This window comes from Caulobacter sp. GW821-FHT12A07, from assembly GCF_058807655.1.
In genome coordinates this window covers 286,957-312,066 of record NZ_JBXAQX010000004.1, presented here as the reverse complement: position 1 = coordinate 312,066, position 25,110 = coordinate 286,957, and the positions used below count along the sequence as shown (strand labels likewise).

The 25,110-nt window shown below is 69.1% G+C and carries 23 protein-coding genes; 17 read left to right on the top strand and 6 right to left on the bottom strand.

The window, feature by feature from the left end:
• Positions 1-18: 18 nt before the first annotated feature.
• Entirely contained in the window at positions 19-1,386 is a 1,368-nt protein-coding gene (locus AC1RRS_RS10905; RefSeq protein WP_492855173.1) for a pectate lyase, read from the bottom strand.
• Between the two features lie 318 nt (positions 1,387-1,704).
• Here AC1RRS_RS10905 and AC1RRS_RS10900 point away from each other — a divergent pair, with 318 nt between their 5' ends.
• On the top strand, positions 1,705-2,808 hold the full coding sequence (locus tag AC1RRS_RS10900; RefSeq protein ID WP_492855172.1) for a methyl-accepting chemotaxis protein: 1,104 nt from the start codon (positions 1,705-1,707) through the stop codon (positions 2,806-2,808).
• A 144-nt stretch (positions 2,809-2,952) separates the two neighbouring features.
• On the opposite strand, the gene AC1RRS_RS10895 is transcribed toward AC1RRS_RS10900, so the two are convergent.
• A complete protein-coding gene (locus tag AC1RRS_RS10895; protein ID WP_492855171.1) occupies positions 2,953-3,543 on the bottom strand; it encodes a hypothetical protein in 591 nt (196 codons plus the stop codon).
• A gap of 38 nt (positions 3,544-3,581) precedes the next feature.
• Entirely contained in the window at positions 3,582-4,901 is a 1,320-nt protein-coding gene (gene aptA / locus AC1RRS_RS10890) for an omega-aminotransferase AptA (protein ID WP_492855170.1), read from the bottom strand.
• Positions 4,902-4,989: 88 nt separating this feature from the next.
• Here aptA and AC1RRS_RS10885 point away from each other — a divergent pair, with 88 nt between their 5' ends.
• From AC1RRS_RS10885 to AC1RRS_RS10835, 11 genes are all read left to right on the top strand, one after another.
• Entirely contained in the window at positions 4,990-5,715 is a 726-nt protein-coding gene (locus tag AC1RRS_RS10885) for a GntR family transcriptional regulator (protein WP_492855169.1), read from the top strand.
• A 10-nt stretch (positions 5,716-5,725) separates the two neighbouring features.
• Positions 5,726-7,216, top strand: coding sequence for an aldehyde dehydrogenase (locus AC1RRS_RS10880; protein WP_492855168.1), 1,491 nt, complete (start codon positions 5,726-5,728; stop codon positions 7,214-7,216).
• A gap of 6 nt (positions 7,217-7,222) precedes the next feature.
• Positions 7,223-8,668: an NAD-dependent succinate-semialdehyde dehydrogenase gene (locus AC1RRS_RS10875; RefSeq protein WP_492855167.1), complete on the top strand. Its 1,446-nt coding sequence runs from the start codon at positions 7,223-7,225 to the stop codon at positions 8,666-8,668.
• Positions 8,665-10,032, top strand: coding sequence for an aspartate aminotransferase family protein (locus tag AC1RRS_RS10870; protein WP_492855166.1), 1,368 nt, complete (start codon positions 8,665-8,667; stop codon positions 10,030-10,032). Before AC1RRS_RS10875 ends, AC1RRS_RS10870 begins: the two co-directional genes overlap by 4 nt.
• Positions 10,029-11,408, top strand: coding sequence for a glutamine synthetase family protein (locus tag AC1RRS_RS10865; RefSeq protein ID WP_492855165.1), 1,380 nt, complete (start codon positions 10,029-10,031; stop codon positions 11,406-11,408). Before AC1RRS_RS10870 ends, AC1RRS_RS10865 begins: the two co-directional genes overlap by 4 nt.
• A gap of 93 nt (positions 11,409-11,501) precedes the next feature.
• Positions 11,502-12,593, top strand: coding sequence for an ABC transporter substrate-binding protein (locus tag AC1RRS_RS10860; RefSeq protein ID WP_110121424.1), 1,092 nt, complete (start codon positions 11,502-11,504; stop codon positions 12,591-12,593).
• Between the two features lie 141 nt (positions 12,594-12,734).
• Positions 12,735-13,640: an ABC transporter permease gene (locus AC1RRS_RS10855; protein ID WP_487287802.1), complete on the top strand. Its 906-nt coding sequence runs from the start codon at positions 12,735-12,737 to the stop codon at positions 13,638-13,640.
• Positions 13,637-14,494: an ABC transporter permease gene (locus AC1RRS_RS10850; RefSeq protein WP_492855164.1), complete on the top strand. Its 858-nt coding sequence runs from the start codon at positions 13,637-13,639 to the stop codon at positions 14,492-14,494. The genes AC1RRS_RS10855 and AC1RRS_RS10850 overlap by 4 nt, the downstream gene beginning before the upstream one ends.
• A gap of 151 nt (positions 14,495-14,645) precedes the next feature.
• The gene (locus AC1RRS_RS10845) at positions 14,646-15,773 is read left to right on the top strand and encodes an ABC transporter ATP-binding protein (protein ID WP_487287800.1); all 1,128 of its coding nucleotides are present in this window, start codon (positions 14,646-14,648) and stop codon (positions 15,771-15,773) included.
• 4 nt (positions 15,774-15,777) lie between these two features.
• Entirely contained in the window at positions 15,778-16,578 is an 801-nt protein-coding gene (locus AC1RRS_RS10840; RefSeq protein WP_492855163.1) for a gamma-glutamyl-gamma-aminobutyrate hydrolase family protein, read from the top strand.
• Between the two features lie 87 nt (positions 16,579-16,665).
• Positions 16,666-18,072: an aspartate aminotransferase family protein gene (locus AC1RRS_RS10835; protein ID WP_492855162.1), complete on the top strand. Its 1,407-nt coding sequence runs from the start codon at positions 16,666-16,668 to the stop codon at positions 18,070-18,072.
• Positions 18,073-18,085: 13 nt separating this feature from the next.
• Here AC1RRS_RS10835 and AC1RRS_RS10830 read toward each other — a convergent pair whose 3' ends face one another.
• A complete protein-coding gene (locus AC1RRS_RS10830) occupies positions 18,086-18,256 on the bottom strand; it encodes an antitoxin (RefSeq protein ID WP_492855161.1) in 171 nt (56 codons plus the stop codon).
• A gap of 94 nt (positions 18,257-18,350) precedes the next feature.
• Between AC1RRS_RS10830 and AC1RRS_RS10825 the strand changes: the two genes are divergently transcribed.
• Both AC1RRS_RS10825 and AC1RRS_RS10820 read left to right on the top strand, forming a co-directional pair.
• Positions 18,351-19,751, top strand: a complete 1,401-nt coding sequence (locus AC1RRS_RS10825) for a glutamine synthetase family protein (RefSeq protein WP_110121895.1) — start codon at positions 18,351-18,353, stop codon at positions 19,749-19,751.
• 174 nt (positions 19,752-19,925) lie between these two features.
• Positions 19,926-21,227, top strand: a complete 1,302-nt coding sequence (locus AC1RRS_RS10820; protein WP_492855160.1) for an NAD(P)/FAD-dependent oxidoreductase — start codon at positions 19,926-19,928, stop codon at positions 21,225-21,227.
• Positions 21,228-21,240: 13 nt separating this feature from the next.
• Here the strand turns inward: AC1RRS_RS10820 and AC1RRS_RS10815 are convergent, their stop codons facing one another.
• Positions 21,241-21,624, bottom strand: a complete 384-nt coding sequence (locus AC1RRS_RS10815) for an SdpI family protein (RefSeq protein ID WP_492855159.1) — start codon at positions 21,622-21,624, stop codon at positions 21,241-21,243.
• Positions 21,621-21,926 (bottom strand): autorepressor SdpR family transcription factor, encoded by a 306-nt coding sequence (locus AC1RRS_RS10810; RefSeq protein WP_492855158.1) that lies wholly within the window; start codon positions 21,924-21,926, stop codon positions 21,621-21,623. The genes AC1RRS_RS10815 and AC1RRS_RS10810 overlap by 4 nt, the downstream gene beginning before the upstream one ends.
• 89 nt (positions 21,927-22,015) lie before the next feature.
• Between AC1RRS_RS10810 and AC1RRS_RS10805 the strand changes: the two genes are divergently transcribed.
• From AC1RRS_RS10805 to AC1RRS_RS10795, 3 genes are all read left to right on the top strand, one after another.
• Positions 22,016-22,345 carry a hypothetical protein gene (locus tag AC1RRS_RS10805; RefSeq protein ID WP_492855157.1) on the top strand — a complete coding sequence of 110 codons (330 nt, stop codon included), beginning with the start codon at positions 22,016-22,018 and terminating at the stop codon, positions 22,343-22,345.
• 28 nt (positions 22,346-22,373) lie between these two features.
• Positions 22,374-22,910, top strand: coding sequence for a hypothetical protein (locus AC1RRS_RS10800; protein WP_492855156.1), 537 nt, complete (start codon positions 22,374-22,376; stop codon positions 22,908-22,910).
• Positions 22,911-23,020: 110 nt separating this feature from the next.
• Positions 23,021-25,042 (top strand): tetratricopeptide repeat-containing sulfotransferase family protein, encoded by a 2,022-nt coding sequence (locus AC1RRS_RS10795; RefSeq protein WP_492855155.1) that lies wholly within the window; start codon positions 23,021-23,023, stop codon positions 25,040-25,042.
• Positions 25,043-25,110 lie beyond the last annotated feature (68 nt).

The window sequence follows — 25,110 nt, the reverse complement described above, 5'->3', positions numbered from 1 at the left end:
CCGGGCGCGATCCGTGCGTCAACCGCGCCGGCGCGCGGCGTCGGCCAGATAGAGCTCAAGATTGGTGTAGCCCGAGCCGTCCTTGGCCAGGGCGGCGCCGTCGGCGGCCGTCTTGGGGTTCAGGCCGTGGGCCTTTTCCCAGGCGTCGGGCATGCCGTCGCCGTCGGTGTCGGGCGCGGGCTTGCCGGCGGGCAGGGCGGGCCAGCCGCCGACGTCCTTCTGGCCGTTGATCACCGTCCCCGTGCGATCGCGCACCCCGGCCACGATCCGGGCGTCGACGCTGTCGCGGAACACCGAGGCGCCGGCGTCGGCCAGCACGCGGTCATAGGCCCTGTCGGCCGGCTCGGGCGTCACCGGCGCGACCTCGATCGGCGCGGCCTGGCGATAGCCGGCCGGCTCGGGAATGGTGAAGGTCACGAGACTCCAGGGATCGGCCGGAACCGCCCCGGCCATGCTGTTGCCGGCGAAATAGGCCCGGGCCAGCGTGTTGCTTTCCTGGAAGGCCACCGGCTTGCTGCTGCTGGGACCGGGCACATAGGCGTTGTCGACGAAGTTGTAGGCCGCCAGCGCCGCCTTGTCGGCGTCGTAGCCGGCATAGCCCTTGCCCCAGTTGTAGAAGACGTTCGACCGGAAATCGAACAGCGCGCCGACCGGGTCCTTGTCGGGGCCGTCGTAGTTGCCGGGGCGCGGCATGCGGGCCATGTGGCTGGCCCACAGATTGTGGTGGAAGCTGATCTTCGAGCCCATGCCGCCACGGATCAGGCTGCCATAGCCGTGGTCGCCCTTGGCGTGCAGCGAATGGGCCATGGACTCGGCGATGATCGACCACTGGACGGTCAGGTCGAAGAAGCCCTGGCCCTCCTCGCCGTAGCGGGCCGAGGCCGAGAGGGTCTCGTCCACCGACCAGCTGGCCGAGACGTGGTCGAGGATGATCCGCCGGCCCTTGTTGATCCAGATGGCGTCGCTCTCGGTCTTGCTCTCGTCGCCCAGGCGCGAGCGGACGAAGCGGATGACCACGTCGTCGGCGGCGACGACCAGGGTGTGGTCGCGCACGGTGATCCCGCCGCCCGGCGCGGTCTGGCCGGCGATGGTGATGCGCGGCTCGCTGATCTTCAAATCCGACTTCAGCTGGATCGTGCCGGCCACGTCGAAGATCACGGTGCGCGGCCCCTTGGCCTCGACGGCGGCGCGCAGCGAGCCGGGGCCGGAATCCTCCAGGTTGGTCACCTTGATCACCGCCCCGCCGCGGCCGCCCTGCGACAGCCGACCCGCGCCCTCGGCGCCGGGGAAGGCCAGGGTCTGGCTCATGGCCGCCGTCGCGCCGCCGAGCAGGGTCAGCGCCGCGGCGCCGGCGAGCAGGCGCGGGAGGATAGGGCGGATGGTCATGGCGGCGTATCTCTCCCCGAAGGCCGGCGAGCGTCGATCGCGTCTCGTCCTGGCGAGGCGACCCTGCCCGCCTCTCCGAGAAATGTCCACCGGTGTCATAAGATGTGGCCGCCAAGCATCTTGTGACGCTTGGTTGATGGATAACGCTGTTATGCAGATTGTTTGAGCAATCTCTGCTCGAAAGCTGTGCGATTTGGGGGCTGCTGTTCGCCCGTTCCCTCACCACGCGAAGTTTCCTTCTGAAATGGGCGGTGGAAACCTGACGCTGGTGTCAACCTTACCGGAGCTTTCGATTCGCGTTCCCGGGGGGGAGCATCCATGTCCGTCGAAGAATCCACCCTCCGCCCGGAGCGCATCCTCGACCTGTCCGAGCGGCTGAGCATCGTCGCCGGCCAGAAGATCGGCGAGATCTCGACCGTCAACCGCGCGGCCAAGATGCTGGCCATCAACGCCCTGATCGTCGCCGCCCGCGCGGGCGAGGCCGGCAAGGGCTTCGCCATCGTCGCCGAGGAGTTCAAGAAGATCTCCACCCAGATCGACGAGGTGGCCGGGGCCCTGGAAAGCCAGGTGCGCGCCGACCTCGACGAACTGACCGCCATCGGCGGGGCGATCCTGTCGCACCTGCGCGGCCAGCGCCTGGCCGATCTGGCCCTGAACGCCATCGAGATCATCGACCGCAACCTCTATGAGCGCACCTGCGACGTGCGCTGGTGGGCGACCGACAGCGCTGTTGTCGACTGCGCCATGGCCCCGTCGCGCGAGGCCGCCGACTACGCCAGCCAGCGGCTGCGGGTGATCCTCGACGCCTACACCGTCTATCTGGACCTGTGGATCTGCGACGCGGCCGGGCGGGTGATCGCCAGCGGCCGACCCGACAAGTACCGCGGCGTGCAGGGCGCCTCGGTGGCCAACGACTCGTGGTTCCAGGAAGCCATGCGCACCAAGAGCGGCGATGACTTCGCCGTGGCCGACATCGCCCGCCAGCGCCTGCTCGACGACGCCCCGGTCGCCACCTACGCCACCGCCATCCGCGAGGGCGGCGAGGCCAAGGGCAAGGTGATCGGCGTGCTGGGCGTTCACTTCGACTGGCGCCCGCAGGCCCAGGCCATCGTCGACGGCGTACGCATGACCGACGAGGAGCGCTCGCGCTCGCGGGTGCTGCTGCTCGACCAGAACCACCGGGTGCTTGCGGCTTCGGACGGGCAGGGCGTGCTGGTGGAGACCTTCAAGCTCGACACCTCGCACGGCTCGATGGGCAGCTACGCCGAGGGCGACCGCACGATCGGCTACGCCCTGACCCCGGGGTACGAGACCTACAAGGGCCTGGGCTGGTACGGCTGCCTGGTGCAGCGCCAGGCCGTGGACACGCCGCTGCCGGTGGCCGAGCGATCCGTGGACAACGTGCTGCGGCTGAAGGCGTAAGGATCCGCTGGCGCGGGTGTCCTCCGCCAATCCGTAAAATCCCCGCGAAAGCGGGGACCCAGGCTTTTTCTGCAACCACCGGCGCTCGACGATAAAACACCTAGGTCCCCGCTTTCGCGGGGATTTTACGGGAGGAGTGGTCCCTCAGTACCGCCCGGTCTTGGGGCAGGCGGGGCCGGCGCCGGTGGTGAAGGTCTTGCGGCCGTTGCGCCAGCTCATGGTGCAGGTCCGCAACGAGGCGGCCAGAACCCGGAGCGTCCCGAGGTCGCCTCGCAGGCGCCCGGGGGTGGTGGTCAGGGAAAGAACGAGGTCGCGGTCGCCGTCTTCGCCACGATAGGTGGTTTCGATGGCGTATGAGGCCACGCCGGTCGCGTCGGTCCGGCGGCACACCGGCTGGTCGGCGTCGAACAGGCGCATCACGGCGACCTTGTCGCAGGGCGGCTCGGGCGGGGCGTCCTCGCCCTCGGCGTAGCCGTAATAGACCGCGATGAACGCCAGGTCCCTGGGCGGCTCGGCGTCGCCGACGGCGACGGCGCAGGAAACCGGCTTCAGGAACAGCGTCACGCCGTGATCGGCCCCGGTCCAATCGGCCGGGAGACGGCAGTTGAAGACGCCCGGAGGCGTTCGGAACGTCAGGCCATGCTCCGCCGAGACGTAGGTCGGCGGCGGCGGGACGGCCATCTCCGAGGGCGAGCCGCCGGCGAGAAGCCAGGCGGCGACGAGGGCGGGCAGCATGTGCGGGGACTCCGAGAGCGCCCGGATGCTCGCGCCGTTCAGTCGACGGCGGCAAGCACTTTTCGGATCGTTTCCACCACGCGGTCGATCTGGGCCTCCTCGATGATCAGCGGCGGCGACAGGGCGATGATGTCGCCGGTGACGCGGATCAGCAGGCCCTGGTCGAAGGCGGCCTCGAAGGCCTCCATGGCCCGCGCCGTGGGAGCGCCGGGGCGAGGCGAAAGCTCGATGCCGGCGATCAGGCCGAAGTCGCGGATGTCGATCACGTGCTTGGCGTCGGCCAGCGAATGGACGGCCGCGCGCCAGTAGGGCTCGATGGCCAGGGCGCGCTCGAACAGGCCCTCGCTCTGGTAGATTTCCAGCGTCGCCAGGCCCGCCGCGCAGGCCAGCGGATGGCCTGAATAGGTGTAGCCGTGGAAGAGTTCGATGGGGCTGTCGGCGCCGTCGAGCATGGCCTCGTAGATGGCGATGCTGGCGGCCACGGCGCCGGCCGGCACGGCGGCGTTGGTCAGACCCTTGGCCATGCACAGCAGGTCGGGCGTCACCCCGAAGCGGTCGGCGGCGAAGGGCGCGCCGACCCGGCCGAAGCCGGTGATCACCTCGTCGAAGATCAGCAGGATGTCGTGCCTGTCGCAGATCGCCCGCAGCTTCTGCAGGTAGCCCTCGGGCGGCACGAGCACGCCGGTCGAACCCGCGACCGGCTCGACGATGACGGCGGCGATGTTGGAGGCGTCGTGCAGGGCGACGATCCGTTCCAGGTCGTCGGCCAGGTGTGCGCCGTGCTTAGGCTGGCCCTGGCTGAACAGGTTCTCGGGGGCGCCATGGGTGTGGGGCAGGTGGTCGACGCCGGTGAGCAGGGACCCGAAGTACATCCGGTTCTTGGGGATGCCGCCCACCGAGATCCCGCCGAAGCCGACGCCGTGATAGCCGCGCTCGCGGCCGATCAGCCGGGTCTTGGTCCCCTTGCCGCGAGCGCGGTGATAGGCCAGCGCGATCTTCAGGGCGGTGTCGACCGACTCCGAGCCGCTGTTGGTGAAGAAGATCCGGTCGAGGCCCTTCGGCGTCACCTGGGCCAGGCGCGAGGCGAAGGAAAAGGCCAGCGGGTGGCCGAGGTTGAAGCTCGGCGCATAGTCCAGCTCGCCGGCCTGCTTGCGGATGGCCTCGGTGATCTGCTCGCGCCCGTGGCCGGCGTTGACGCACCACAGGCCCGAGGTGGCGTCGAGGATCTGGCGGCCGTCGGGCGTGGCGTAGTGCATGCCCTTGGCGCTGGCGAGCAGGCGCGGATTGGCCTTGAACCGCCGGTTGGGCGTGAACGGCATCCAGTAGGCGTCGAGGTCGTTGGCGCCGAAGTCGGGCATGAGCGAGGTCCTTCGCGAGACCTTGCATTGTGATCGCAATTATCGGCTAGCTGGCAAGCCCTGGAATGCATCGTGGAGAGGAGGGGACATGGCCGAGCCGAAAACGCGCCGTCCCCTGGCCGATTCCACGGCGGTGCATGACCAGGTCTATGACTCCATCCGCCAGGCCCTGATCACCGGCAAGATCGCTCCGGGCGTCGGAGTTTCCCTCCGCAGCCTGGCGGCCGAGCTGGGGGTCAGCCCCATGCCGGTGCGCGACGCCGTGCGCCGGCTCGTCGCCGAGCGGGCCTTGGCGATCAACCCCGCCAACAAGCGCCTTTCGGTGCCTTCGCTGTCGGCCGAGCGGCTGGAGCAGCTGGAGCTGGCGCGGCGGTGGATCGAGCCGGAACTGGCCGCGCGCGCCGCGCCCAGGGCCGACGAAGCCTTGGTGCGCAAGCTGAAGCTTATCGATCAGCAGCTGGAAGACGCGCTTCGCGTGGGCGACGTCGACGGCTACATGGTGGCCAACCACGCCTTTCACTTCGCCATCTACGAGCGGGCCGGGGCCGAGGTGCTGCTGGCCATGGCCGGCGGGCTGTGGCTGCAGATCGGGCCGTTCATGCGGGTGGTGTTCGGCCGGGTCGGCACCGGCAGCCTGCCCGCCGACCGCCACGCCGAGGCCATGGACGCCCTGAAGGCTCGCGACGCCGACGGCGCCCGCCGCGCCATCGCCGCTGACCTGTCCGAAGGCATGGACAAGATGCGGGCGGCGGTCGGCGCCGAGTCCGGCTTGACAGGGTCGATGGCGGCGCAAACTGTGATCACAATTCGATGAGGCCCTTCGCGTGACCGTTCCCACGTCCATCTCCGAACAGCTGCGTCGCCTGGCCCTTCCCGGCCGGGCGGTGATCGACGGCGCCCTGGTCGAGGCGGCCTCGGGCGGGACCTTCCCCAATGTCGGGCCGCGCGACGGCAGGGTGCTGAACCGGGTGGCCGCCTGCGACGGGGCCGACGTCGATCGCGCCGTGGCCGCCGCCCGCGCCGCCTTCGAGGACGGCCGCTGGCGCGACCTGCATCCGCGCCAGAAGAAGAAGGTGCTGTTCCGCCTGGCCGAGCTGATGGAGCGCGACGCCGAGGAGCTGGCCCTGCTGGAGAGCCTGGACGTCGGCAAGCCGATCCGCGACGCGCGCAGTGTCGACATCCCGCTCGCGATCAACACCACCCGCTGGTACGCCGAGGCGCTGGACAAGGTCTATGGCGAGGTCGGCGCCTCGCCGGCCGATCGCCTGAGCTTCGCCACCCACGAGCCGCTGGGCGTGATCGGGGCGATCGTGCCGTGGAACTTCCCGCTGCACATGGCGATGTGGAAGGTCGCTCCGGCCCTGGCGATGGGCAATTCGGTCGTCCTCAAGCCCGCCGAACAGTCGCCGCTGACGGCCCTGAAGCTGGGTGAACTGGCCCTCGAAGCTGGCCTCCCGGCAGGGGTGCTCAACGTGATCCCCGGTTTCGGCGCGATCGCCGGCCAGGCGCTGGCGAGGTCGATGGACGTCGACATGATCGCCTTCACCGGCTCGGGCCCGACCGGCCGGCGGCTGATGGAATATGCGGCCCAGAGCAATCTCAAGCGCGTGTCGCTGGAGCTGGGCGGCAAGTCGCCCCAGATCGTCTTCGCCGACTGCCCGGACCTCGACGCCGCCGCCCAGGCCGCCGCTTGGGGCGTGTTCTATAACCAGGGCGAGGTCTGCACGGCCGCCTCGCGCCTGCTGGTCGAGGCCTCTATCAAGGACGAGTTCCTCGAGAAGGTGGTCGCGGTCGCCCGCACCATCCAGGTCGGCGATCCGCTGGATCCGGATACCGGCTTCGGGGCCATGGTCAGCGAGCGGCAGATGAAGACCGCGCTTTCCTATATCGACAAGGCCCGCGAGGAGGGCGGCGATCCCGTGCTCGGCGGGAACCAGGTGCGCACGGAGACCGGCGGCTTCTATGTGGAGCCGACCATCTTCGACGGCGTGAAGCCTGAGCACCGGCTGGCCAAGGAGGAGGTGTTCGGACCCGTCCTGGGCGTGCTGAGCTTCACCGGCGAGGAAGAGGCCTTCGCCCTGGCCAACGACACGGTCTACGGCCTCGCCGCCGGCCTGTGGACCAGCGACATCAACCGCGGGCTGAAGGGCGCGCGGAAGCTGAAGGCCGGGCTCGTCTGGGTCAACGGCTGGGACGCCTGCGACATCACCATGCCGTTCGGGGGCTTCAAGCAGTCGGGCTTCGGCCGTGACCGCAGCCTTCATGCGTTGCACAAGTACGCCGACCTGAAGTCGGTGTCCGTGACGCTGAGGTAGCCCCACATGACCGCCCTGAACCTTGTCGAAACCGCCGCCCTGATCGACGGCCTCTGGATCGAGGGCGACGCGACCTTCGCCGTCACCAATCCGGCCGACGGCGAGACGATCGCCGAGGTCGCCGAACTGGGCGCGGCCGAAACGCGGATCGCCATCGAGGCCGCGCACCGGGCGTTTCCGGGCTGGGCGGCGCGGACGGCCAAGGAGCGGGGCGCGATCCTGCGCCGGTGGAGCGACCTGATGCTCGCCCACGCCGACGACCTGGCCCGGCTGATGACCGCCGAACAGGGCAAGCCGCTGGCGGAGTCGAAAGGCGAGGTGGCCTATGGCGCGTCGTTCATCGACTGGTTCGCCGAGGAGGCCAAGCGCGGTTACGGCCACACCATTCCGACGCCGGATCCCAAGAAGCGCCTGGCCTCGATCAAGCAGCCGATCGGGGTGTGCGCGGCGATCGCGCCGTGGAACTTCCCGATCGCCATGATCACCCGCAAGGTCGGCCCGGCCCTGGCGGCCGGCTGCACCGTGGTGGTCAAGCCGGCCGCCGAGACGCCGCTGTGCGCCCTGGCCATCGCCCGGCTGGCCGTCGAGGCGGGCGTGCCGGCCGGCGTGCTCAACGTCGTCACCGGCACCGACGCTTCGGCCATCGGCAAGGCCCTGTGCGAGGACGGCCGGGTGCGCAAGCTGTCGTTCACCGGCTCGACCCCGGTGGGCAAGGTGCTCTACGGCCAGTGCGCCGGCACGATGAAGAAGCTCTCCCTCGAGCTGGGCGGCAACGCGCCTTTCATCGTCTTCGACGACGCCGACCTGGAGGCCGCCGTCGATGGGGCGATCGCCAGCAAGTACCGCAACACCGGCCAGACCTGCGTCTGCGCTAACCGGCTGATCGTGCAGGCCGGCATCCACGACGCCTTCGTCGCGCGGCTGACCGAGAAGGTGGCGGCGATGAAGGTCGGGCCGGGCACGGGCGAGGGGGTCGTGATCGGCCCGCTGATCAACGAGAAGGCCATCATCAAGGTCGAGGCCCTGGTGCGCGAAGCCGTCGAGGCCGGCGCCCAGGTCGAGGTCGGCGGCGAGCGTCACGAACGGGGCGGGCTGTTCTACCAGCCCACGGTGCTCTCCGGCGCGACGCCGGACATGCGCCTGTTCAACGAGGAGATCTTCGGCCCCGTCGCGCCGATCGTGAAGTTCCACACCGAGGACGAGGCCGTCACCCTGGCCAACGCCACGCCGTTCGGCCTGGCGGCCTATTTCTACAGCCGCGACGTCGGCCGCTGCTGGCGCGTGGCCGAGGCCATCGAGGCGGGCATGGTCGGGATCAACGAAGGCCTGATCTCGACCGAGGTGGCGCCGTTCGGCGGGGTCAAGGAGTCGGGCCTGGGCCGCGAAGGCTCGTCCGAGGGCCTCGATGAGTATTTCGAGACCAAGTACCTGTGCTTCGGCGGGGTGGCATGAGCGCAGCCGTCGCCACGCGTTCGACGATGGAAGGCCTGATCGCCGCCGAGCGCGCGCGGTTCCTGGCCGAGCATCCGCGCAGCGTGGCGATGGCCAAGGCGGCCGCCCAGGTGTGGCGCGGAGGCGTGCCTATGCACTGGATGGGCGACTGGGCCTGCCCGTCGCCCATCTTCGCCGCCCAAGGCGTGGGGGCGCAGGTCACCGACGTGGATGGGAAGTTGTATGACGACTTCTGCCTTGGCGACACGCCTTCGATGTTCGGCCATGGCGACGCCTCGGTGGCGGCGGCCGTCGCCGACCAGGCCAGGCGCGGGGCCGGGTTCATGCTGCCGACCGCCTCGGCGGTAATCGTCGGCAAGCTCTTGGCCGAGCGCTTCGGTCTGCCGCTGTGGCAGGCGGCGACCACGGCCAGCGACGCCAACCGCGCGGCGATCCGCTGGGCGCGGGCGGTGACGCAGCGGCCGGTCGTGCTGGTGTTCGACGGCTGCTACCACGGCATGGTCGAGGACGCCTTCGTGGTGCTGAAGGACGGCGCGGCGACGATGAAGCCCGGCCTGCTGGGCCAGGTGCAGGACCTGACGGCGACCACCCGCGTCGCGCCGTTCAACGATATCGTGGCGCTGGAAGCAGCCCTGGCTCCCGGCGACGTCGCCGCCGTGCTGGCCGAGCCGGTGATGACCAACTGCGGGATGATCCTGCCGGACGCGGGCTTCCACGACGCCCTGCGCCGGCTGACCCGCGAGGCCGGAACCCTGCTGGTCATCGACGAGACCCATACGGTCTCGACCGGCCCCGGCGGCTACACCAGGGCGCATGGGCTGGAGCCCGACGTCTTCGTGCTGGGCAAGGCCGTGGCCGGCGGCGTGCCGGCCGCCGTCTGGGGCGTGACCGCCGAACTCTCTACGCGAATGGACGAGGCTCAGGCGCGCGTCGGACCGGGCCAGTCGGGGATCGGCACGACGCTGTCGGGCGCCGCCCTGGCCATGGCGGCGATGCGGGCCATGCTGTCCGAAGTGATGACCGACTCGGCCTATGCCAAGATGCTGGCCGGCGCGGAGCGGCTGGTGGCCGGCCTGCGCGGCGTCATCGCGGCGCGGGGCCTGCCGTGGTCGGTGGTGCACGTCGGGGCGCGGGTGGAGCTGGTCTTCGCCGACCCGCCGCCGCGCGACGCCGCGGCGATGCGGAAAGTTCTGGACCACGATGCGGTGGAAGCGCTGCATCTGTGGCTGATCAACCGGGGGGCGCTGATCGCGCCCTTCCACAACATGATGCTGGTCTCGCCCGTCACCGACGACGCGGCGGTGGACCGGCTGGTCGCGGCGATCGACGGATTCGCGGCGGCTGTCGGGGAGTTGCAAGCATGAGCGCCGTCGCCGATCCGCAGGAGTGCCGCGACTTCCTCGCCGCCCATCCGCAGGTGAAATATGTCGAGGTGTTCTTCACCTCGATGACCGGGGTGCCGCGCGGCAAGCGCCTGCGGGTGCACGAGCTGCAGGCGATCTACGACTACGGCCGGTTCCTGCCGGGCTCGATCCTGGTGGTCGACACCGTCGGGGCCGATTGCGAGGACACGGGCCTGGTCTGGGAGGACGGCGACGCCGACCGCCGCGCGCGGCCCGTGCCGGGAACCCTGACCCTGGCGCCGTGGCTGGGCCCCGACGTCGCCCAGGTGATGCTGTCGCTGTACGAGCTAGACGGCACGCCCAACGATCTGGACCCGCGCCACGTGCTGCAACGGGTGCTCGACCGCTACGCCGCCGATGGCCTGACGCCGGTCGCGGCCTGCGAGCTGGAATATTATCTCGTCGATATCGAGCGCGGCCCGAACGGCGAGCTCTTGCCCGCCAAGTCGGTGCTGACCGGCCAGCGGCCGACCGGCATCCAAGTCTACGGCCTGCCCGAACTGGAGGCCAACGCTCCGTTCCTGCGCGAGCTGTGGGACACGGCCGACACGATCGGGGTGCCTCTGGAAGGCGCGATCTCGGAGTTCGCCCCGGGGCAGGTGGAGCTGACCCTCAAGCACAAGCCCGACGCCCTGCGCGCCGCCGACGACGCGGTGCTCTACAAGCGTGCCGCCAAGGGCGTCGCCCTGCGCCACGGCTGCGAGGCGACCTTCATGGCCAAGCCCTGGGTCGACCGGGCGGGCAACGGCTTCCACGTGCATGTCAGCTTCAACGACGCGGACGGGAACAACCTGTGCGCCGCCGAGGATCCGGAAGGCTCCGACCTGCTCAAGCACGCCATCGGCGGGATGAAGCAGCTGCTGGGCGAGGGCATGGCGATCCTGGCGCCGAACGCCAACAGCTATCGCCGCTTCAAGGCCAACAGCTACGCGCCCGTCGCGCCGACCTGGGGCGTCAACAACCGCACCGTCAGCCTGCGCGTGCCGGCCGGCCCGGCGCCGACGCGCCATGTCGAGCACCGCGTGGCCGGCGCCGACGGCAATCCGTACCTGGTGATGGCCACGCTGCTGGCGGCCGCCCACCACGGCATCACCAACAAGATCGATCCGGGAGCGGCGGTGGTCGGCGACGGCTACGCCGCGGCGGCCAAGGAGAACGTGCGCCTGCCGTCCAACTGGTTCGCCGCCGTCGACCTCTTCGAGAAGTCCGACGTGCTGGCCGACTATCTGGGCGCGCGGTTCGTGGAGATGTTCGTCTCGGTCAAGCGCACCGAACAGGCGCGGTTCTTCGAGGTGATCACGCAGCTCGACTATGACTGGTATCTGCGCAACGCCTGACCGTGGGCGTTGGAAGTAAGGCTTTGGGTTGAACCGGCGGCGGGGAAGGGGCCTCGTCCGCTTCATGCGAACGAAAGAGGGAGTTTCGAGGCCATGAGCAATCGTATTCTGGGCGCGTCGCGCCGCTCTCTGCTGACCGCCTTCGGGGCGGCGGCCATCGGCCTGTCGTTCACCGCCTGCGGCGAGAAGCCAAAGCCCGGCGAGGCCGGCGGCGAAGAGAACAAGCTGAACTTCTACAACTGGGACACCTATATCGGCGAGACGACCCTGGGCGACTTCAAGAAGGCCACGGGCGTCGACGTCAATATGAGCCTGTTCGCCACCAACGACGAACTGTTCGCCAAGCTGAAGGCGGGCAATCCGGGCTTCGACGTGATCGTGCCGTCCAACGAATTCGTCACCCGCATGGCCGAGGCCGGCATGCTGGAGCCGCTGGACCACGCCAAGATCCCGAACATCAAGAACATCGACCCGGCCTTCCTGGACCCGGACTACGACAAGGGCCGCAAGTTCTCGATGCCCTACACCTGGCTGGTGCTGGGCATCGGCTATCGCAAGAGCAAGGTGAAGGGCGTTCCCGACAGCTGGAAGTGGCTGTTCGACAGCAACCAGTACGCCGGCAAGATCGGCCTGCTGTCGGAAAGCGCCGACCTGGTGCGTCTGTCGGCCAAGTACCTGGGCCATTCGGTCAACGCCATCCCGGCCGACCTGCTGCCGAAGATCGAGCAGATGCTGATCAAGCAGAAGCCGTTCGTGAAGGCCTTCCACGACGACAACGGCCAGGACCTGCTGCTGTCCGGCGAGGTGGACGTGGTGCTCGAGTACAACGGCGACATCGCCCAGGCGATGAAGGACGACGACGACATCGACTTCGTCGTGCCCAAGGAAGGCTCGCTGATCAACTCCGACACCCTGTGCATCCCCAAGGGCGCGCCGCGTCCGAACAACGCGCACAAGTTCATCAACTACCTGCTCGACGCCCAGGCCGGCGCCGCGATCAGCAAGACCATCCTCTATCCGACGCCCAACGCCGCGGCCAAGGCGCTGATGCCGGAGGACTACAAGAACAACAAGGTGATCTTCCCGCCCGCCGACATCATGTCCAAGTGCGAGTACGGGGCCTTCGAAGGGGCGGAAAAGGCCAGCCTCTACGAGGAGATCATTACCCGCGTGCGGGCGGCTTAAGGCCGGCGATCCTCCCCCTCTGGGGGAGGTGGCCCGGAGGGCCGGAGGGGGGACGTTTTCAGCTTCCGCTGAGCGCCTCGCCCTCGCGGCCACACCCCCCTCCGTCGGCTTCGCCGACACCTCCCCCAGAGGGGGAGGATCTTGGAGCGCTCAATGGAACAGAGCTGGAAGAAGGCCAAGGCGGTGTTCGCCGCCGCGCTGGGACCGCCGCTGGTCTGGCTGGTGGTGTTCTTCGTCGCGCCGATGGCGATCGTCTGGGCCTACAGCTTCGGCCACAATGTCGGGCTGACCGAGATCTCGTTCACCGGCACGATCGCCAACTACGCCCGGGCGCTGGAGCCGCTGTATCTGAAGATCTTCGTCAAGTCGGCCTGGGTGGCGGCGCTGACGACGGCCCTGTGCCTGGTGATCGGCTTCCCGGTGGCCCTGGCCATCACCTTCGCCTCGCAGAAGGCCAAGACCTGGCTGCTGCTGCTGGTCATGCTGCCGTTCTGGACGAACCTGCTGATCCGCACCTACGCCCTGATCGCCGTGCTGCGCACCGAGGGCTACATCAACCAGGGCTACGAGTGGATCTGGACCCTGGCGTCCAAGATCGCGCCGCTGGGGGCGTTCCAGCCGCTGGAGCTGCTGCACAACAATTTCGCGGTGATCCTGGGCCTCGTCTACGTGCACCTGCCGTTCATGGTGCTGCCGCTCTATTCGGCGCTGGACCGGCTGGACAAGTCGCTGCTGGAGGCCAGCCTCGACCTCGGCGCCGGGCACCTGCGCACCCTGTTCCGCATCGTCGTGCCCCTGGCCCTGCCGGGCATCGCCTCGGGGATCCTGATCACCTTCATCCCGGCCCTGGGCGCGTACCTCACGCCTGACCTGCTGGGCGGTCCCGACAGTCAGATGATCGCCAACGTCATCGAGCGCCAGTTCAAGCGCGCCAACGATTGGCCGTTCGGCGCGGCCCTGTCGTTCCTGCTGATGTACCTGACCTTCATCGCCATCGCCGTGCAGGCCCTGCTGTCGCGCGGCAAGAAGAAGGAGGGCGTGGGATGACCAAGCGTTCGCCGCCCGGTCCGCTCGAATACCTGCGCCGCTGGCCGATCCGGCTGTGGCTGGCGGGCGTGGGGATCTTCCTCTACGCGCCGCTGGTGGCCCTGATGGCCTTCAGCTTCAACGACAGCCGGCGCAACATCGTCTGGAAGGGCTTCACCCTCAAATACTACGAGAAGGCCTTCAACAACGACGGCCTGATCGAGGCCTTCGCCAACAGCCTGACCATCGCGGCGGTCTCGACCGTGCTCAGCGTCGTGCTCGGGGCCATGGTCGCCCTGGCCCTGTGGCGGTTCCGGTTCCCGGGCAAGACGGTGGTGGACGGAGGCCTGGCCCTGCCGATCGTGGTGCCCGAGATCTGCATGGGCGTGGGCATGCTGGTGTTCTTCGCCAAGGTGCTGCCCTGGCCGCAGGGGATGATCTGGCCGCTGAACCTGGGGGCGATCATCATCGCCCACGTGACCTTCTCGTTCCCGTTCGTGGCGGTGGTGGTGCGCGCGCGCATGGCCAGCTTCAACCGCGAACTGGAGGAGGCCGCCCGGGATCTCGGGGCCGGCGAGTTCCGCACCATCAAGGACGTGATCCTGCCGCACATGACGCCGTCGCTGGTGGCGGGGGCGCTGCTGGCCTTCACGCTGAGCCTCGACGACTTCGTCATCACCTTCTTCACGGCGGGGCCCGACACCGTGACCTTCCCGGTGAAGGTCTATTCAATGGTGCGTTTCTCGGTGACGCCCGAGGTCAATGCGGCCTCGACCATACTGATCGTGCTGACCGTCATCCTGACCGCCGTGGCGCTGAAGCTGCAGGGCGATCCGGCCGCGACGGCCGGGGCGCATGGGGGCGACGGCAAATGATTGCGCTGGAAACCCCCTCAGTCGCTCCGCGACAGCTCCCCCAGAGGGGGAGCATCTGGTGCGACGCCTCTAGATCCTCCCCCTCTGGGGGAGGTGGCCCGGAGGGCCGGAGGGGGCCTTGGGCGCTGAAGTTTTCGGGGGGAATGAGCAAGTGACCGAACCCAAACCCATCATCACCTTCGAGAACGTCACCAAGCGCTTCGGCAAGCTGGCGGCGGTGGACAACGTCTCGCTGAGCATCAGGGAGGGCGAGTTCTTCGCCCTGCTGGGGCCGTCGGGCTGCGGCAAGACCACCCTGCTGCGCATGCTGGCCGGGTTCGAGACGCCCACCGAGGGGCGGATCCTGATCGACGGCCAGGACATCTCCAACGTGCCGCCGAACAAGCGGCCGGTGAACATGGTGTTCCAGTCCTACGCCGTGTTCCCGCACATGACCGTGGCCGACAACGTCGCCTACGGCCTGAAGGTCGACCGCGTCGGCAAGGCCGAGCGCGACCGCCGGGTGGAGGAGGCGCTGGAGCTGGTGCAGCTGGGCGGCCTTGGCCATCGCAAGCCCGACCAGCTGTCGGGCGGGCAGCGGCAGCGTGTGGCCCTGGCCCGGGCGCTGGTGAAACGTCCGCGCGTCTTGCTGCTGGACGAGCCGCTGTCGGCCCTGGACGCCAAGCTGCGCGAGCAGATGCGCACCGAGCTGTGCACCCTGCAGGAGAAGGTCGGCATCACCTTCATCATGGTCACCCACGACCAGGACGAGGCGCTCGCGCTCGCCAGCCGCTGCGCGGTGATGAGCAAGGGCCTGCTGCAGCAGGTGGCCACGCCCAACGACCTCTACGAGTTTCCCAACAGCCGGCTGGTGGCCGACTTCATCGGCAGCGTGAACCTGTTCGAGGGCGTTCTGGCGGTGGACGAGCCGAGCCACGCGGTGATCAAGTCCGAAGGCCTGCCCACCGACATCTTCCTCGACCACGGCGTCACCGGCCCGCGCGGCGGCACGGTGTGGGCGGCGATCCGCCCCGAGAAGATCGAGCTGCACAAGCGCCCCGACGACGGCGAGCCGCCGAACATGGGCGACGCCCCAAAGGGCGCCAACGCCGTGGCCGGGGTCATCAAGCACGAGGCCTATCTGGGCGGGATCTCGACCTACGAGGTGGAAATCGCAGGCGGGCGCCGCGTGAAGGTGCAGCGGCCCAACCTGACGCGCTGGGACCAGGAGGACTTCCGGCTGGGCGAGGCGGTGTGGATCGCCTGGCACGCCTGCTCGCCGGCGGTGCTGCTGTCGTGACCCCATGAGACCCGTCGCCGGCGTCATCTGCTGCACCCGCACCGTCGGGATCGAGCCGGCCCAGGCGGTGATGAACCGCTATGTCGCCGGCGCGATGAAGTACGCCGATGCGGCGGCCCTGCTGGTCCCGTCGATGCCGGGGCTGATGAAAGCGTCCGAGATCGCGGGCCGGCTGGATGGCCTGCTGCTGACCGGCAGCCCGTCGAACCTCGATCCCGCCTTCTATGACGAGGCGGTGGACGACGCGCCCGGCCCGTTCGACCGCGATCGCGACGCCATGACCCGCGACCTGATCGAGGTCATGCTGGATCTCGGCCGGCCGGTGTTCGGCGTCTGCCGGGGCTTCCAGGAGATCAACGTCGCCTTCGGCGGCTCCCTGCGGCGCGACATGGCGACCAGCGCCGAGCTGATCGCCCACCACGCGCCCGACGAGGTCGACTTCAACGGCATGTTCGACCATCGCCACCCGGTCGACCTGACCCCCGGCGGGGTGCTGGCCAGGGCCTTCGGTGCCGAGCGGGCGGTGGTCAATTCGGTGCACTACCAGGGCGTCGACCGGTTGGGCGAAGGCCTGTCGGTGGAGGCTCGGGCGCAGGACGGCGTCGTCGAGGCGGTGTCAGCCAGCGTCAACGGCGCGCCGGTGCTGGCCGTGCAGTGGCATCCGGAATGGAAGCCGGAGGAGAACGCCCAGAGCCGGACGTTCTTCCAGCTGTTCGGCCAGGCGCTGCGCAAGGAATTTCCCCTCCCCCTCGATGGGGGAGGGGCAGGGGTGGGGGTGACTGCGGCGGTTCGGCCCGCGCCATGACCTGACAGGCTGTCACCCCCATCCCCGGCCCTTCCCCCATCAAAGGGGGGAGGGAGAAAAACAAAAGATCGTCCAGGAGTTCGTTCCATGACCGCCCCCCTCCGCAACCACGACATCGCCGAGCTCAAGCGCCTGGATCTGGCCCACCACCTGCCGGCCCAGGCTGATCACAAGGTCATCGCCGAGCAGGGCGGCAGCCGGATCATCACCCGGGCCGAGGGCGTCTACATCCATGACGGCGAGGGCCACCAGATCCTCGACGGCATGGCCGGGCTGTGGTGCGTCAATGTCGGCTACGGTCGCGAGGAACTGGCCAAGGCCGCCTACGACCAGATGCTTGAGCTGCCGTACTACAACACCTTCTTCAAGACCGCGACGCCGCCGCCGATCGAGCTGGCGGCCAAGATCGCCCAGAAGATGGGCGGGCATCTGACCCACGTCTTCTACAACTCGTCGGGATCCGAGGCGAACGACACGGTCTTCCGCCTGGTGCGCCATTACTGGAAGCTCAAGGGCGAGCCCAGCCGCACCGTCTTCATCAGCCGCTGGAACGCCTATCACGGCTCGACCGTGGCCGGCGTCTCGCTGGGCGGCATGAAGCACATGCACAAGCAGGGCGACCTGCCGATCGCCGGCGTCGAGCACGTGATGCAGCCCTATCCGTTCGGCGACGGCTTTGGCGAGGATCCGGCGGCCTTCCGCGACCGGGCGGTGCAGGCCATCGAGGACAAGATCCTCGAGGTCGGGCCTGAGAATGTCGCCGCCTTCATCGGCGAGCCGGTGCAGGGCGCGGGCGGGGTGATCATCCCGCCGGACGGCTACTGGCCCGCGGTCGAGGCCCTGTGCCGCAAGTACGGCATCCTGCTGGTCTGCGACGAGGTGATCTGCGGCTTCGGGCGGCTGGGCCAGTGGTTCGGCCACCAGCACTACGGCATCAAGCCCGACCTGATCGCCATGGCCAAGGGCCTGTCGTCCGGCTACCTGCCGATCAGCGCCGTGGGCGTGGCCGACCACATCGTCGCCGAACTGCGCGAGAAGGGCGGCGATTTCATCCACGGCTTCACCTATTCCGGTCACCCGACCGCAGCGGCCGTGGCCCTGAAGAACATCGAGATCATGGAGCGCGAGGGCCTGGTCGAGCGCACCCGCGACGAGACCGGCCCCTATCTGGCCCAGGCTCTGGCCTCGCTGAACGACCATCCGCTGGTGGGCGAGACCCGGTCGCTGGGCCTGATCGGCGCGGTCGAGATCGTGCGCGAGAAGGGCACCAACCATCGCTTCCTCGACAAGGAAGGCGAGGCCGGCCCGATCGTGCGCGACCTCTGCATCAAGAACGGCCTGATGGTCCGCGCCATCCGCGACAGCATCGTCTGCTGCCCGCCGCTGATCATCACCAAGGCCCAGATCGACGAACTGGTGGGGATCATCAGGAAGTCGCTCGACGAAGCCGAGCCGGTGCTGCGGGCGCTGAAGCCGAAGGAGGGCGAGGGGTGATCGCCGCGCCGGCCTACTTCCGCCAGGAGTACGGCGTGGGTGTCTGGTCGGGCGTGCCCAGCGTCTTGAGCCACTCGCGCACCCGTTCGTGTGGGACGCAGCGACCGGCCTCGATATCGGCTTCGGCCGCCAAGCGGCGTTCGGCGTCTTCGTCGGATTCCGCATCGATATCGGATTGGGTCATGCCGCAGCCTATCATGGACACCGCCTGAGCGAGGCGACCGAACGACAACCCTCAACAATCAGCCCAGACTTCAGCAAGCGCGAGGAGCGCCCCCATGAAGCCCAAGCACAAGAAGAACCACGACGGTCCGAAGATCACCCGGGGGGTCAAGACGCTGGACGAGGCCCAGGCCTGGTTCCGGAGCCAGAACATCGAGGAGATCGAGTGCGTCGTGCCCGATCTGGCTGGCGTCGCGCGCGGCAAGATCATGCCGGTGCGCAAGTTCCTGGGCACGCCGTCGATGAACCTGCCGCTGGCGGTGTTCTACCAGACCATCACCGGCGACTTCCCCGAGTTCGAGGGGGCGGTGAACGCGGTGCAGTCGGACACCGACATCTTCCTGACGCCCGACCTGGCGACCCTGGCCACCGTGCCCTGGGCCCAGGACCCGACGGCCCAGGTGATCCACGACGCCTTCCACCCCGACGGCCGGCCCGTCGAGGAAAGCCCGCGCCAGGTGCTGCGCCGGGTGCTGTCGCTCTATCGCGAGAAGGGCTGGAGCCCGATCGTGGCGCCGGAGATCGAGTTCTATCTCGTCGAGAAGAACATCGACTGGGACTATCCGCTGAAGCCTCCCATCGGCCGCTCGGGCCGGCCCGAGAGCGGTCGCCAGGGCTATTCGATCAGCGCGGTCAACGAGTTCGACGCCCTGTTCGAGGACATGTACGAGTACTCGGAGCGCCAGGGCCTGGAGATCGACACCCTGATCCACGAGAGCGGCGTGGCCCAGATGGAGATCAACCTGCGCCACGGCACGCCGCTGGAGCTGGCCGACCAGGTGTTCATGTTCAAGCGCACCATCCGCGAGGCGGCGCTGGAGCACGACATCTACGCCACCTTCATGGCCAAACCGATGGCCGGCGAGCCAGGCAGCGCCATGCACATCCACCAGTCGATCCTGACCGAGGACGGCGACAACCTGTTCTCCGACCCCAAGACGGGCGAGGCGACGCCGGCCTTCTACGCCTTCATCGCCGGCCAGCAGCGTTACCTGCCAGCGATCATGGCGATCCTGGCGCCCTACGTGAACAGCTACCGCCGCATCGCCCGCGACAGCGGCGCGCCGGTCAACACCCAGTGGGGCTACGACAACCGCACCTGCGGCCTGCGGGTGCCGCCGTCGGATCCGGCCAACCGCCGGGTCGAGAACCGCATCCCCTCGTCCGACGCCAATCCGTACCTGGCCATCGCCGCGGTGCTGGCCTGCGGCTACCTGGGCATGACCCAGAACCTGGCGCCCACCGCGCCGGTCGAGATCGACGCCAGCGCCCGGGGGATCGAGCTGCCGCGCAGCCTGCTGGAGTCGGTGACCCTGTTCGAGGACGCCAAGCCCCTGGTCGAGATCCTCGGGACGACTTTCTGCAGCGCCTATGTCCGGGTGAAGCAGGCCGAGTACGAGACCTTCATGCGCACCATCAGTCCGTGGGAGCGGGAGTTCCTGCTGCTGAATGTTTAGCGTGATGGGAGCCTTCCCCCTTGATGGGGGAAGGTGGCCGCCCTCGGGTCGCGCGAAGCGCGCGCCCAAGGATAAACTCCGCGGTCGGATGGGGGTGAACGCGCAGCGTTCTTCGCGCGGCCGACGCCGCTCCACCCCCATCCCCGACCCTTCCCCCATCAAGGGGGAAGGGAGATGCTGAACACCGGCCACCCGAGCGCTTCCTGGTACGCCGCCACGGCGCACGCCCTGCCGCCGCTCCCCGCCCTCGACGGCGAGACCACGGCCGACGTCTGCGTGGTCGGCGCGGGCTATACCGGCCTGGGCGCGGCGCTGGAGCTGGCCTCGCGCGGAGTCTCCGTCGTCGTTCTGGAGGCCGCCCAGGTCGGGTCCGGCGCCTCGGGGCGCAACGGCGGGCAGGTGCATGCGGGCCAGCGCAACGACCAGGCCTGGCTGGAGAAGACGGTCGGCCGCGACGACGCGATAGCGCTGTGGAAGATGTCGCTGGACGCCCGCTCGCACCTGTCGGCCCTGATCGCCGAGCACGCCATCGCCTGCGACTTCACGCCGGGCATGATCCACGCCCGCCACAAGAGCGGCGGGGAGGGCGAGGACCTCGACCACATCGAGTTCATGGCCGCCCGCTACGGCTATCACGAGCTGGAACTGATCGACGAGGACGCCCTGGCTGAAGAGCTGGGCACGGGCGTCTATCACGGCGGAACCCGCGACAACGGCGGCGGCCACCTGCATCCGCTGAACCTGGCGCTGGGCCTGGCGAAGGCGGCGCTGGCCAAGGGCGCGACGATCCACGAGCGCAGCCGCGCGCGAGCCTGGCGCAAGGAAGGGGGGCGCCGCGAGGGCGGCAAGATCGTGGTCGAGACGGCCGCCGGCCGCGTGCTGTGCGATCAGCTGATCCTGACCGGCGACGGCTATCTCGACGAGCTGGCGGGCCCGCAGGCCCGGGCCCGGGTGATGCCGATCAACAACTTCGTCCTGGCCACCGAACCCTTGGGAGAGCGGGCTGAGACGATCATCCGCTCCAACGCCGCCGTGGCCGACAGCCGCTTCGTCGTGAATTACTTCCGCAAGACCCCCGACGGCCGGCTGCTGTTCGGCGGCGGCGAGAACTACCGGCCGGGCTTTCCGCCGGACCTGCGGGGCTTCGTGCGCCGCCACATGCTGAAGATCTATCCGCAGTTGGCCGACGTTGCGGTGACCCACGCCTGGGGCGGGACCCTGGGGATCACCGTCCACCGCGCGCCGTTCGTGCGCGAGTTGGCGCCGGGCGTGCGGGTCGCGGCCGGCTATTCGGGGCAGGGGGTGATGCTGGCGCCGTGGTTCGGCAAGTTGCTGGCCGGCGCGGCCCTGGGCGAGACGGGCGGGGTGGAGCTGCTGTCGCGCCTGCCGACCCCGCCGTTCCCTGGCGGGCGGCTGCTGCGCTGGCCGCTGACGGTGGCGGGGCTTTCCTGGTACGCGATGCGGGACCGGCTGTAGGGACGTGTCCGGATCAGGCGGCCTTCGCCTTGGCCCGCAGCGACAGGCAGTAGCCGATCGTCACCGCCAGCCCCGCCAGGATCGCGCCGCAGCCGCCCAGCACCGCGATCTGCGGCGGCGCGAAGGCCCACAGTCCGGCATAGACGAGGCCGCTCAGCGCCATAGACCATCCGCCGACCCGGTTCGCCTTGCGGGCCCAGGCGATGGGGACGAACCGCTTGGGCATGCGGTTGCCGAACCAGGCGACCATCAGGCCGATGGCGCCCATGACCAGCCTGTTGACGGTGTCGGTGTCGATATAGCCCAGCTTGCGCGCGAAGCTCGCGGCCAGGGCCAGCACGACGATGCCGACTCCCCAGGCGAGGTCGGCGATCACGTCCTTCTTCATCGTGCTCATCGTACGATCTCCTGCTTGATCGACGGGGGCGCCGGCGCGTCTTCGCCGAGGCCGAACGACTGGACGAAGCCCAGCAGCGCCTCTTCGAGCACCGAGAGCTTCAGGTGGTAGATGACGGACTTGCCGGCCTTCTCGGCGTGCACCAGGTCGGCCTCCTTCAGCACCGCGAAATGGGCCGACATGGTCGGCTTGGAGACGTCGAACTGATCGGCCAGTTCGCCGGCGCTCAAGGGGCCTTCGCGCAGGAGCAGCAGCACCTTGCGGCGGGTCGGGTCGGAAAGGGCTCTGAACACCTGGCTCATGATGTGATGATTAGCTAAACATCGAAATGAGTCAAGCGCGGGTCGGGACGGGCTGGCCTGGACGCGTTCGTCGGGCTAACAACCCCCACATGGCGCGAACCAAGCTGAACCCCGAATTCGAGATCGACGTCGACGGCGAGACCTATGTCTGGCGGCTGCAGCGTACGCCCCACTGGTCGAAGGATCCCGTCGAGCGGCACGGCATGGCGATCTGCGTGCACCACAAGGAAGGCAAGCGCGAGGTCGTGATCGAGTTTCCGCCGGGCGAGCAGCCCCGCTACGGCGCGCCGCAGCTGAAGCCCGAGCAGATCCCCGTGAAGCTGGTGGGCAAGGCCATCGCCTCGGCCGTGGCGGCGGGGTGGGAGCCCTGGTCGCGCGGCAAGCCGGTGATCATCGCCGTGGACGAGGCCGGGGCCTGACCGCCGGCCCTGCGTCCGGGAGCTCCTGATGACCCTGGCCTATCAGCGCCCCAAGCGGTTCGCGAAATGGGTCCGGCTGTGCGGGCCCAGGACCGGCGGCTTGGCCGAGCAGGTGGAGGCGGTGTTTCTCCAGAGGTTTCTCGATGCGGGCTATGTTCCCGTGACCCTCGAATGCGGGGATCGCGGCCGTGCGGTCAGCGGTCTGGAGATCCGTCTGGAGAAGGCCGAGCAGGGCCTGTTCAAGTCGGTCACCATCCAGTTTGACAAGTATCGGGGCCCGCGGTTCCAGGTGGCCGTCGAGCGGGAGCGGGCCGGCGAGCAGAGGCCGTTCGACCAGGCCAATCTCGTGCCGCGCAAGGGCAAGTACTATCATTTCTGGGGCAAGCCCTGGCTGGCGCCGAACCGCTTCTGGTCGGCGAAGGCCTCGGCCAGGCTGGCCCGGCGGCTGGCCGGGCTCTTTCCGCAATGCGAGGCCTTTCTCGAAAGCGGCGTACGTGGCCGCAACCTGAGCCGGCCGATCATTCTGCCGGTGTTCGGCGCGACTGCTTCCCCGGACCCCGCCTAGGCCCGCGCGCCGGGCAATCGCCTTCGCCTCGCGCCGTTGGCCGTCGGCCTGATTGACACCCGACCAGCGTCGCCCTCCGATACCCCCGTTGCGAAGCGTGGCGGGGTGAGATGCAGGGGCAGGTTTCGGAGCCGACGGGCAGTCTGGCCACGGCGCTCGCCCATGCGGCGCGACTGCTGTCGCATGATCCCGAACTGGCGCGGGAACAGGCCCTGGCGATCCTGGAGGCCGCCCCTCGTCATCCCGGCGCGACCCTGATCCTGGCCGCGGCCCTGCGGCTGTCGGGCGATGCGGCGGCCGCCCTGCCGGTGATCGACCCGCTGTCGCGCGCGCTGTCTCAAGCCCCGGAGGTGCAGCTGGAGCACGGTCTCGTGCTGCTGGATCTTGGCCGCACCCAGGAGGCGGTGGCGGCGCTGCGGCGGGCGACGATGCTGAACCCTGGCCTCGGCGAGGCCTGGCGGGCGCTGTCGGTGGGGCTGACAGTGCTGGGCGACATGGCTGGCGCGCAGGACGCCGGCGACCGCCAGATCCAGGCTTCGGTGCGCGATCCGGCCCTGATCGCCGCCGCCTCGGCCCTGGTCGAGGGACGGTTGGCGGAGGCCGAGCATGGCCTGCGAACCTATCTGGCGGCCAGGCCCGACGAGCCGGCCGCCCTGCGCATGCTGGCCGAGGTGGCCGCGCGCCTGGGCCGCTACGAGGACGCCGAGCGGATCCTGACCCAGACCCTGGCCTTCACGCCCGGCTTCACCGCCGCCCGCCACAACCTGGCGACCCTGCTCTATCGCCAGAACAAGACCCTGGAAGCGCTGGCCGAGCTCGACCTGCTGCAGGCGGCCGACCCGCGCCATCCGGCCTACGCCAACCTGCGCGCCGCCGCCCTGGTGCGGATCGGCGAGTATGAGGCGGCTGTCGGCATCTATCGCGACGTGCTGGCCCGGCATCCGCATCAGCCGAAGGGCTGGATGAGCTATGGCCACGCGCTGAAGACCCTGGGCCGACGCGCCGAGTGCGAGGCGGCCTATCGCAAGGCCGTAGAGCAGGCGCCGATGCTGGGCGAGGCCTGGTGGAGCCTGGCCAACCTCAAGACCCTGCGCTTCTCCGACGCCGACCTGGCCACGATGGAAGGCCAGCTGGCCGTCGCCGACCTGGTCGACGAGGACCGCTTCCACCTGCACTACGGCCTGGGCAAGGCGCTCGAGGACGCCGGCCGCTACGAGGAGAGCTTTCGCCACTACGCCAGGGGCGCGGAGCTGCGCCGGGTGCAGATCCGCTACGACGCCGACGAGACCACGGCCCACGCGGCGCGCAGCAAGGCGCTGTTCACGCCGTCCTTCTTCGCAGAGCGAGCGGGGCGGGGCAGCGCGGCGCCCGACCCGATCTTCATCGTCGGCCTGCCGCGCTCGGGCTCGACCCTGATCGAGCAGATCCTGGCTAGCCATTCCCAGGTCGAGGGCACGATGGAGCTGCCCGACGTGATCGCCATCGCCAAGCGGTTGGGCGGCAAGCCGGGGAAGGGCGGGGCGAGCGCCTATCCCGAGGCCCTGGCCGGTCTCGACGCCGACGCCCTGAAGGCGCTTGGCGAGGAGTATCTCGAGCGCACCCGGGTGCAGCGAAAGACCGACCGGCCGTTCTTCGTCGACAAGATGCCCAACAACTTCGCGCACGCCGGGCTGATCCACCTGATGCTGCCGAACGCCAGGATCATCGACGCCCGGCGCCATCCGCTGGGCTGCTGCTTCTCGGGGTTCAAGCAGCACTTCGCGCGGGGCCAGACCTTCAGTTACGGCCTGACCGACATCGGCCGCTACTACGCCGACTATGTGGACCTGATGGCCCATTTCGACGCCGTGCTGCCGGGGCGCGTGCACCGGGTGATCTACGAGGAGATGGTCGAGTCGCCGGAGGCCGAGATTCGCCGGCTGCTCGACCATTGCGGCCTGCCGTTCGAGGACGCATGCCTGAATTTCCACCAGAACGACCGCGCCGTGCGCACCGCCAGCTCCGAGCAGGTGCGCCAGCCGATTTTCAAGGACGGCGTCGATCAGTGGCGCAACTATGAACCGTGGCTGGATCCGCTGAAGGCGGCCCTCGGGCCGGTTTTGACCGCCTATCCCGCCGCGCCCGTTATTTGACCACCGGGCTCCGAGACTGCCGTTTTTGCAACAGTCTCATGAATTGCGCCGACGTGAAGCTTTGCTGC

Coding starts and splice junctions, on each gene's coding strand:
- AC1RRS_RS10905 (WP_492855173.1), bottom strand. CDS start 1,386: ATGACCATCCGCCCTATCCTCCCGCGCCTGCTCGCCGGCGCCGCGGCG.
- AC1RRS_RS10900 (WP_492855172.1), top strand. CDS start 1,705: ATGTCCGTCGAAGAATCCACCCTCCGCCCGGAGCGCATCCTCGACCTG.
- AC1RRS_RS10895 (WP_492855171.1), bottom strand. CDS start 3,543: ATGCTGCCCGCCCTCGTCGCCGCCTGGCTTCTCGCCGGCGGCTCGCCC.
- aptA (WP_492855170.1), bottom strand. CDS start 4,901: ATGCCCGACTTCGGCGCCAACGACCTCGACGCCTACTGGATGCCGTTC.
- AC1RRS_RS10885 (WP_492855169.1), top strand. CDS start 4,990: ATGGCCGAGCCGAAAACGCGCCGTCCCCTGGCCGATTCCACGGCGGTG.
- AC1RRS_RS10875 (WP_492855167.1), top strand. CDS start 7,223: ATGACCGCCCTGAACCTTGTCGAAACCGCCGCCCTGATCGACGGCCTC.
- AC1RRS_RS10870 (WP_492855166.1), top strand. CDS start 8,665: ATGAGCGCAGCCGTCGCCACGCGTTCGACGATGGAAGGCCTGATCGCC.
- AC1RRS_RS10865 (WP_492855165.1), top strand. CDS start 10,029: ATGAGCGCCGTCGCCGATCCGCAGGAGTGCCGCGACTTCCTCGCCGCC.
- AC1RRS_RS10860 (WP_110121424.1), top strand. CDS start 11,502: ATGAGCAATCGTATTCTGGGCGCGTCGCGCCGCTCTCTGCTGACCGCC.
- AC1RRS_RS10850 (WP_492855164.1), top strand. CDS start 13,637: ATGACCAAGCGTTCGCCGCCCGGTCCGCTCGAATACCTGCGCCGCTGG.
- AC1RRS_RS10840 (WP_492855163.1), top strand. CDS start 15,778: ATGAGACCCGTCGCCGGCGTCATCTGCTGCACCCGCACCGTCGGGATC.
- AC1RRS_RS10835 (WP_492855162.1), top strand. CDS start 16,666: ATGACCGCCCCCCTCCGCAACCACGACATCGCCGAGCTCAAGCGCCTG.
- AC1RRS_RS10830 (WP_492855161.1), bottom strand. CDS start 18,256: ATGACCCAATCCGATATCGATGCGGAATCCGACGAAGACGCCGAACGC.
- AC1RRS_RS10825 (WP_110121895.1), top strand. CDS start 18,351: ATGAAGCCCAAGCACAAGAAGAACCACGACGGTCCGAAGATCACCCGG.
- AC1RRS_RS10820 (WP_492855160.1), top strand. CDS start 19,926: ATGCTGAACACCGGCCACCCGAGCGCTTCCTGGTACGCCGCCACGGCG.
- AC1RRS_RS10815 (WP_492855159.1), bottom strand. CDS start 21,624: ATGAGCACGATGAAGAAGGACGTGATCGCCGACCTCGCCTGGGGAGTC.
- AC1RRS_RS10810 (WP_492855158.1), bottom strand. CDS start 21,926: ATGAGCCAGGTGTTCAGAGCCCTTTCCGACCCGACCCGCCGCAAGGTG.
- AC1RRS_RS10805 (WP_492855157.1), top strand. CDS start 22,016: ATGGCGCGAACCAAGCTGAACCCCGAATTCGAGATCGACGTCGACGGC.
- AC1RRS_RS10800 (WP_492855156.1), top strand. CDS start 22,374: ATGACCCTGGCCTATCAGCGCCCCAAGCGGTTCGCGAAATGGGTCCGG.
- AC1RRS_RS10795 (WP_492855155.1), top strand. CDS start 23,021: ATGCAGGGGCAGGTTTCGGAGCCGACGGGCAGTCTGGCCACGGCGCTC.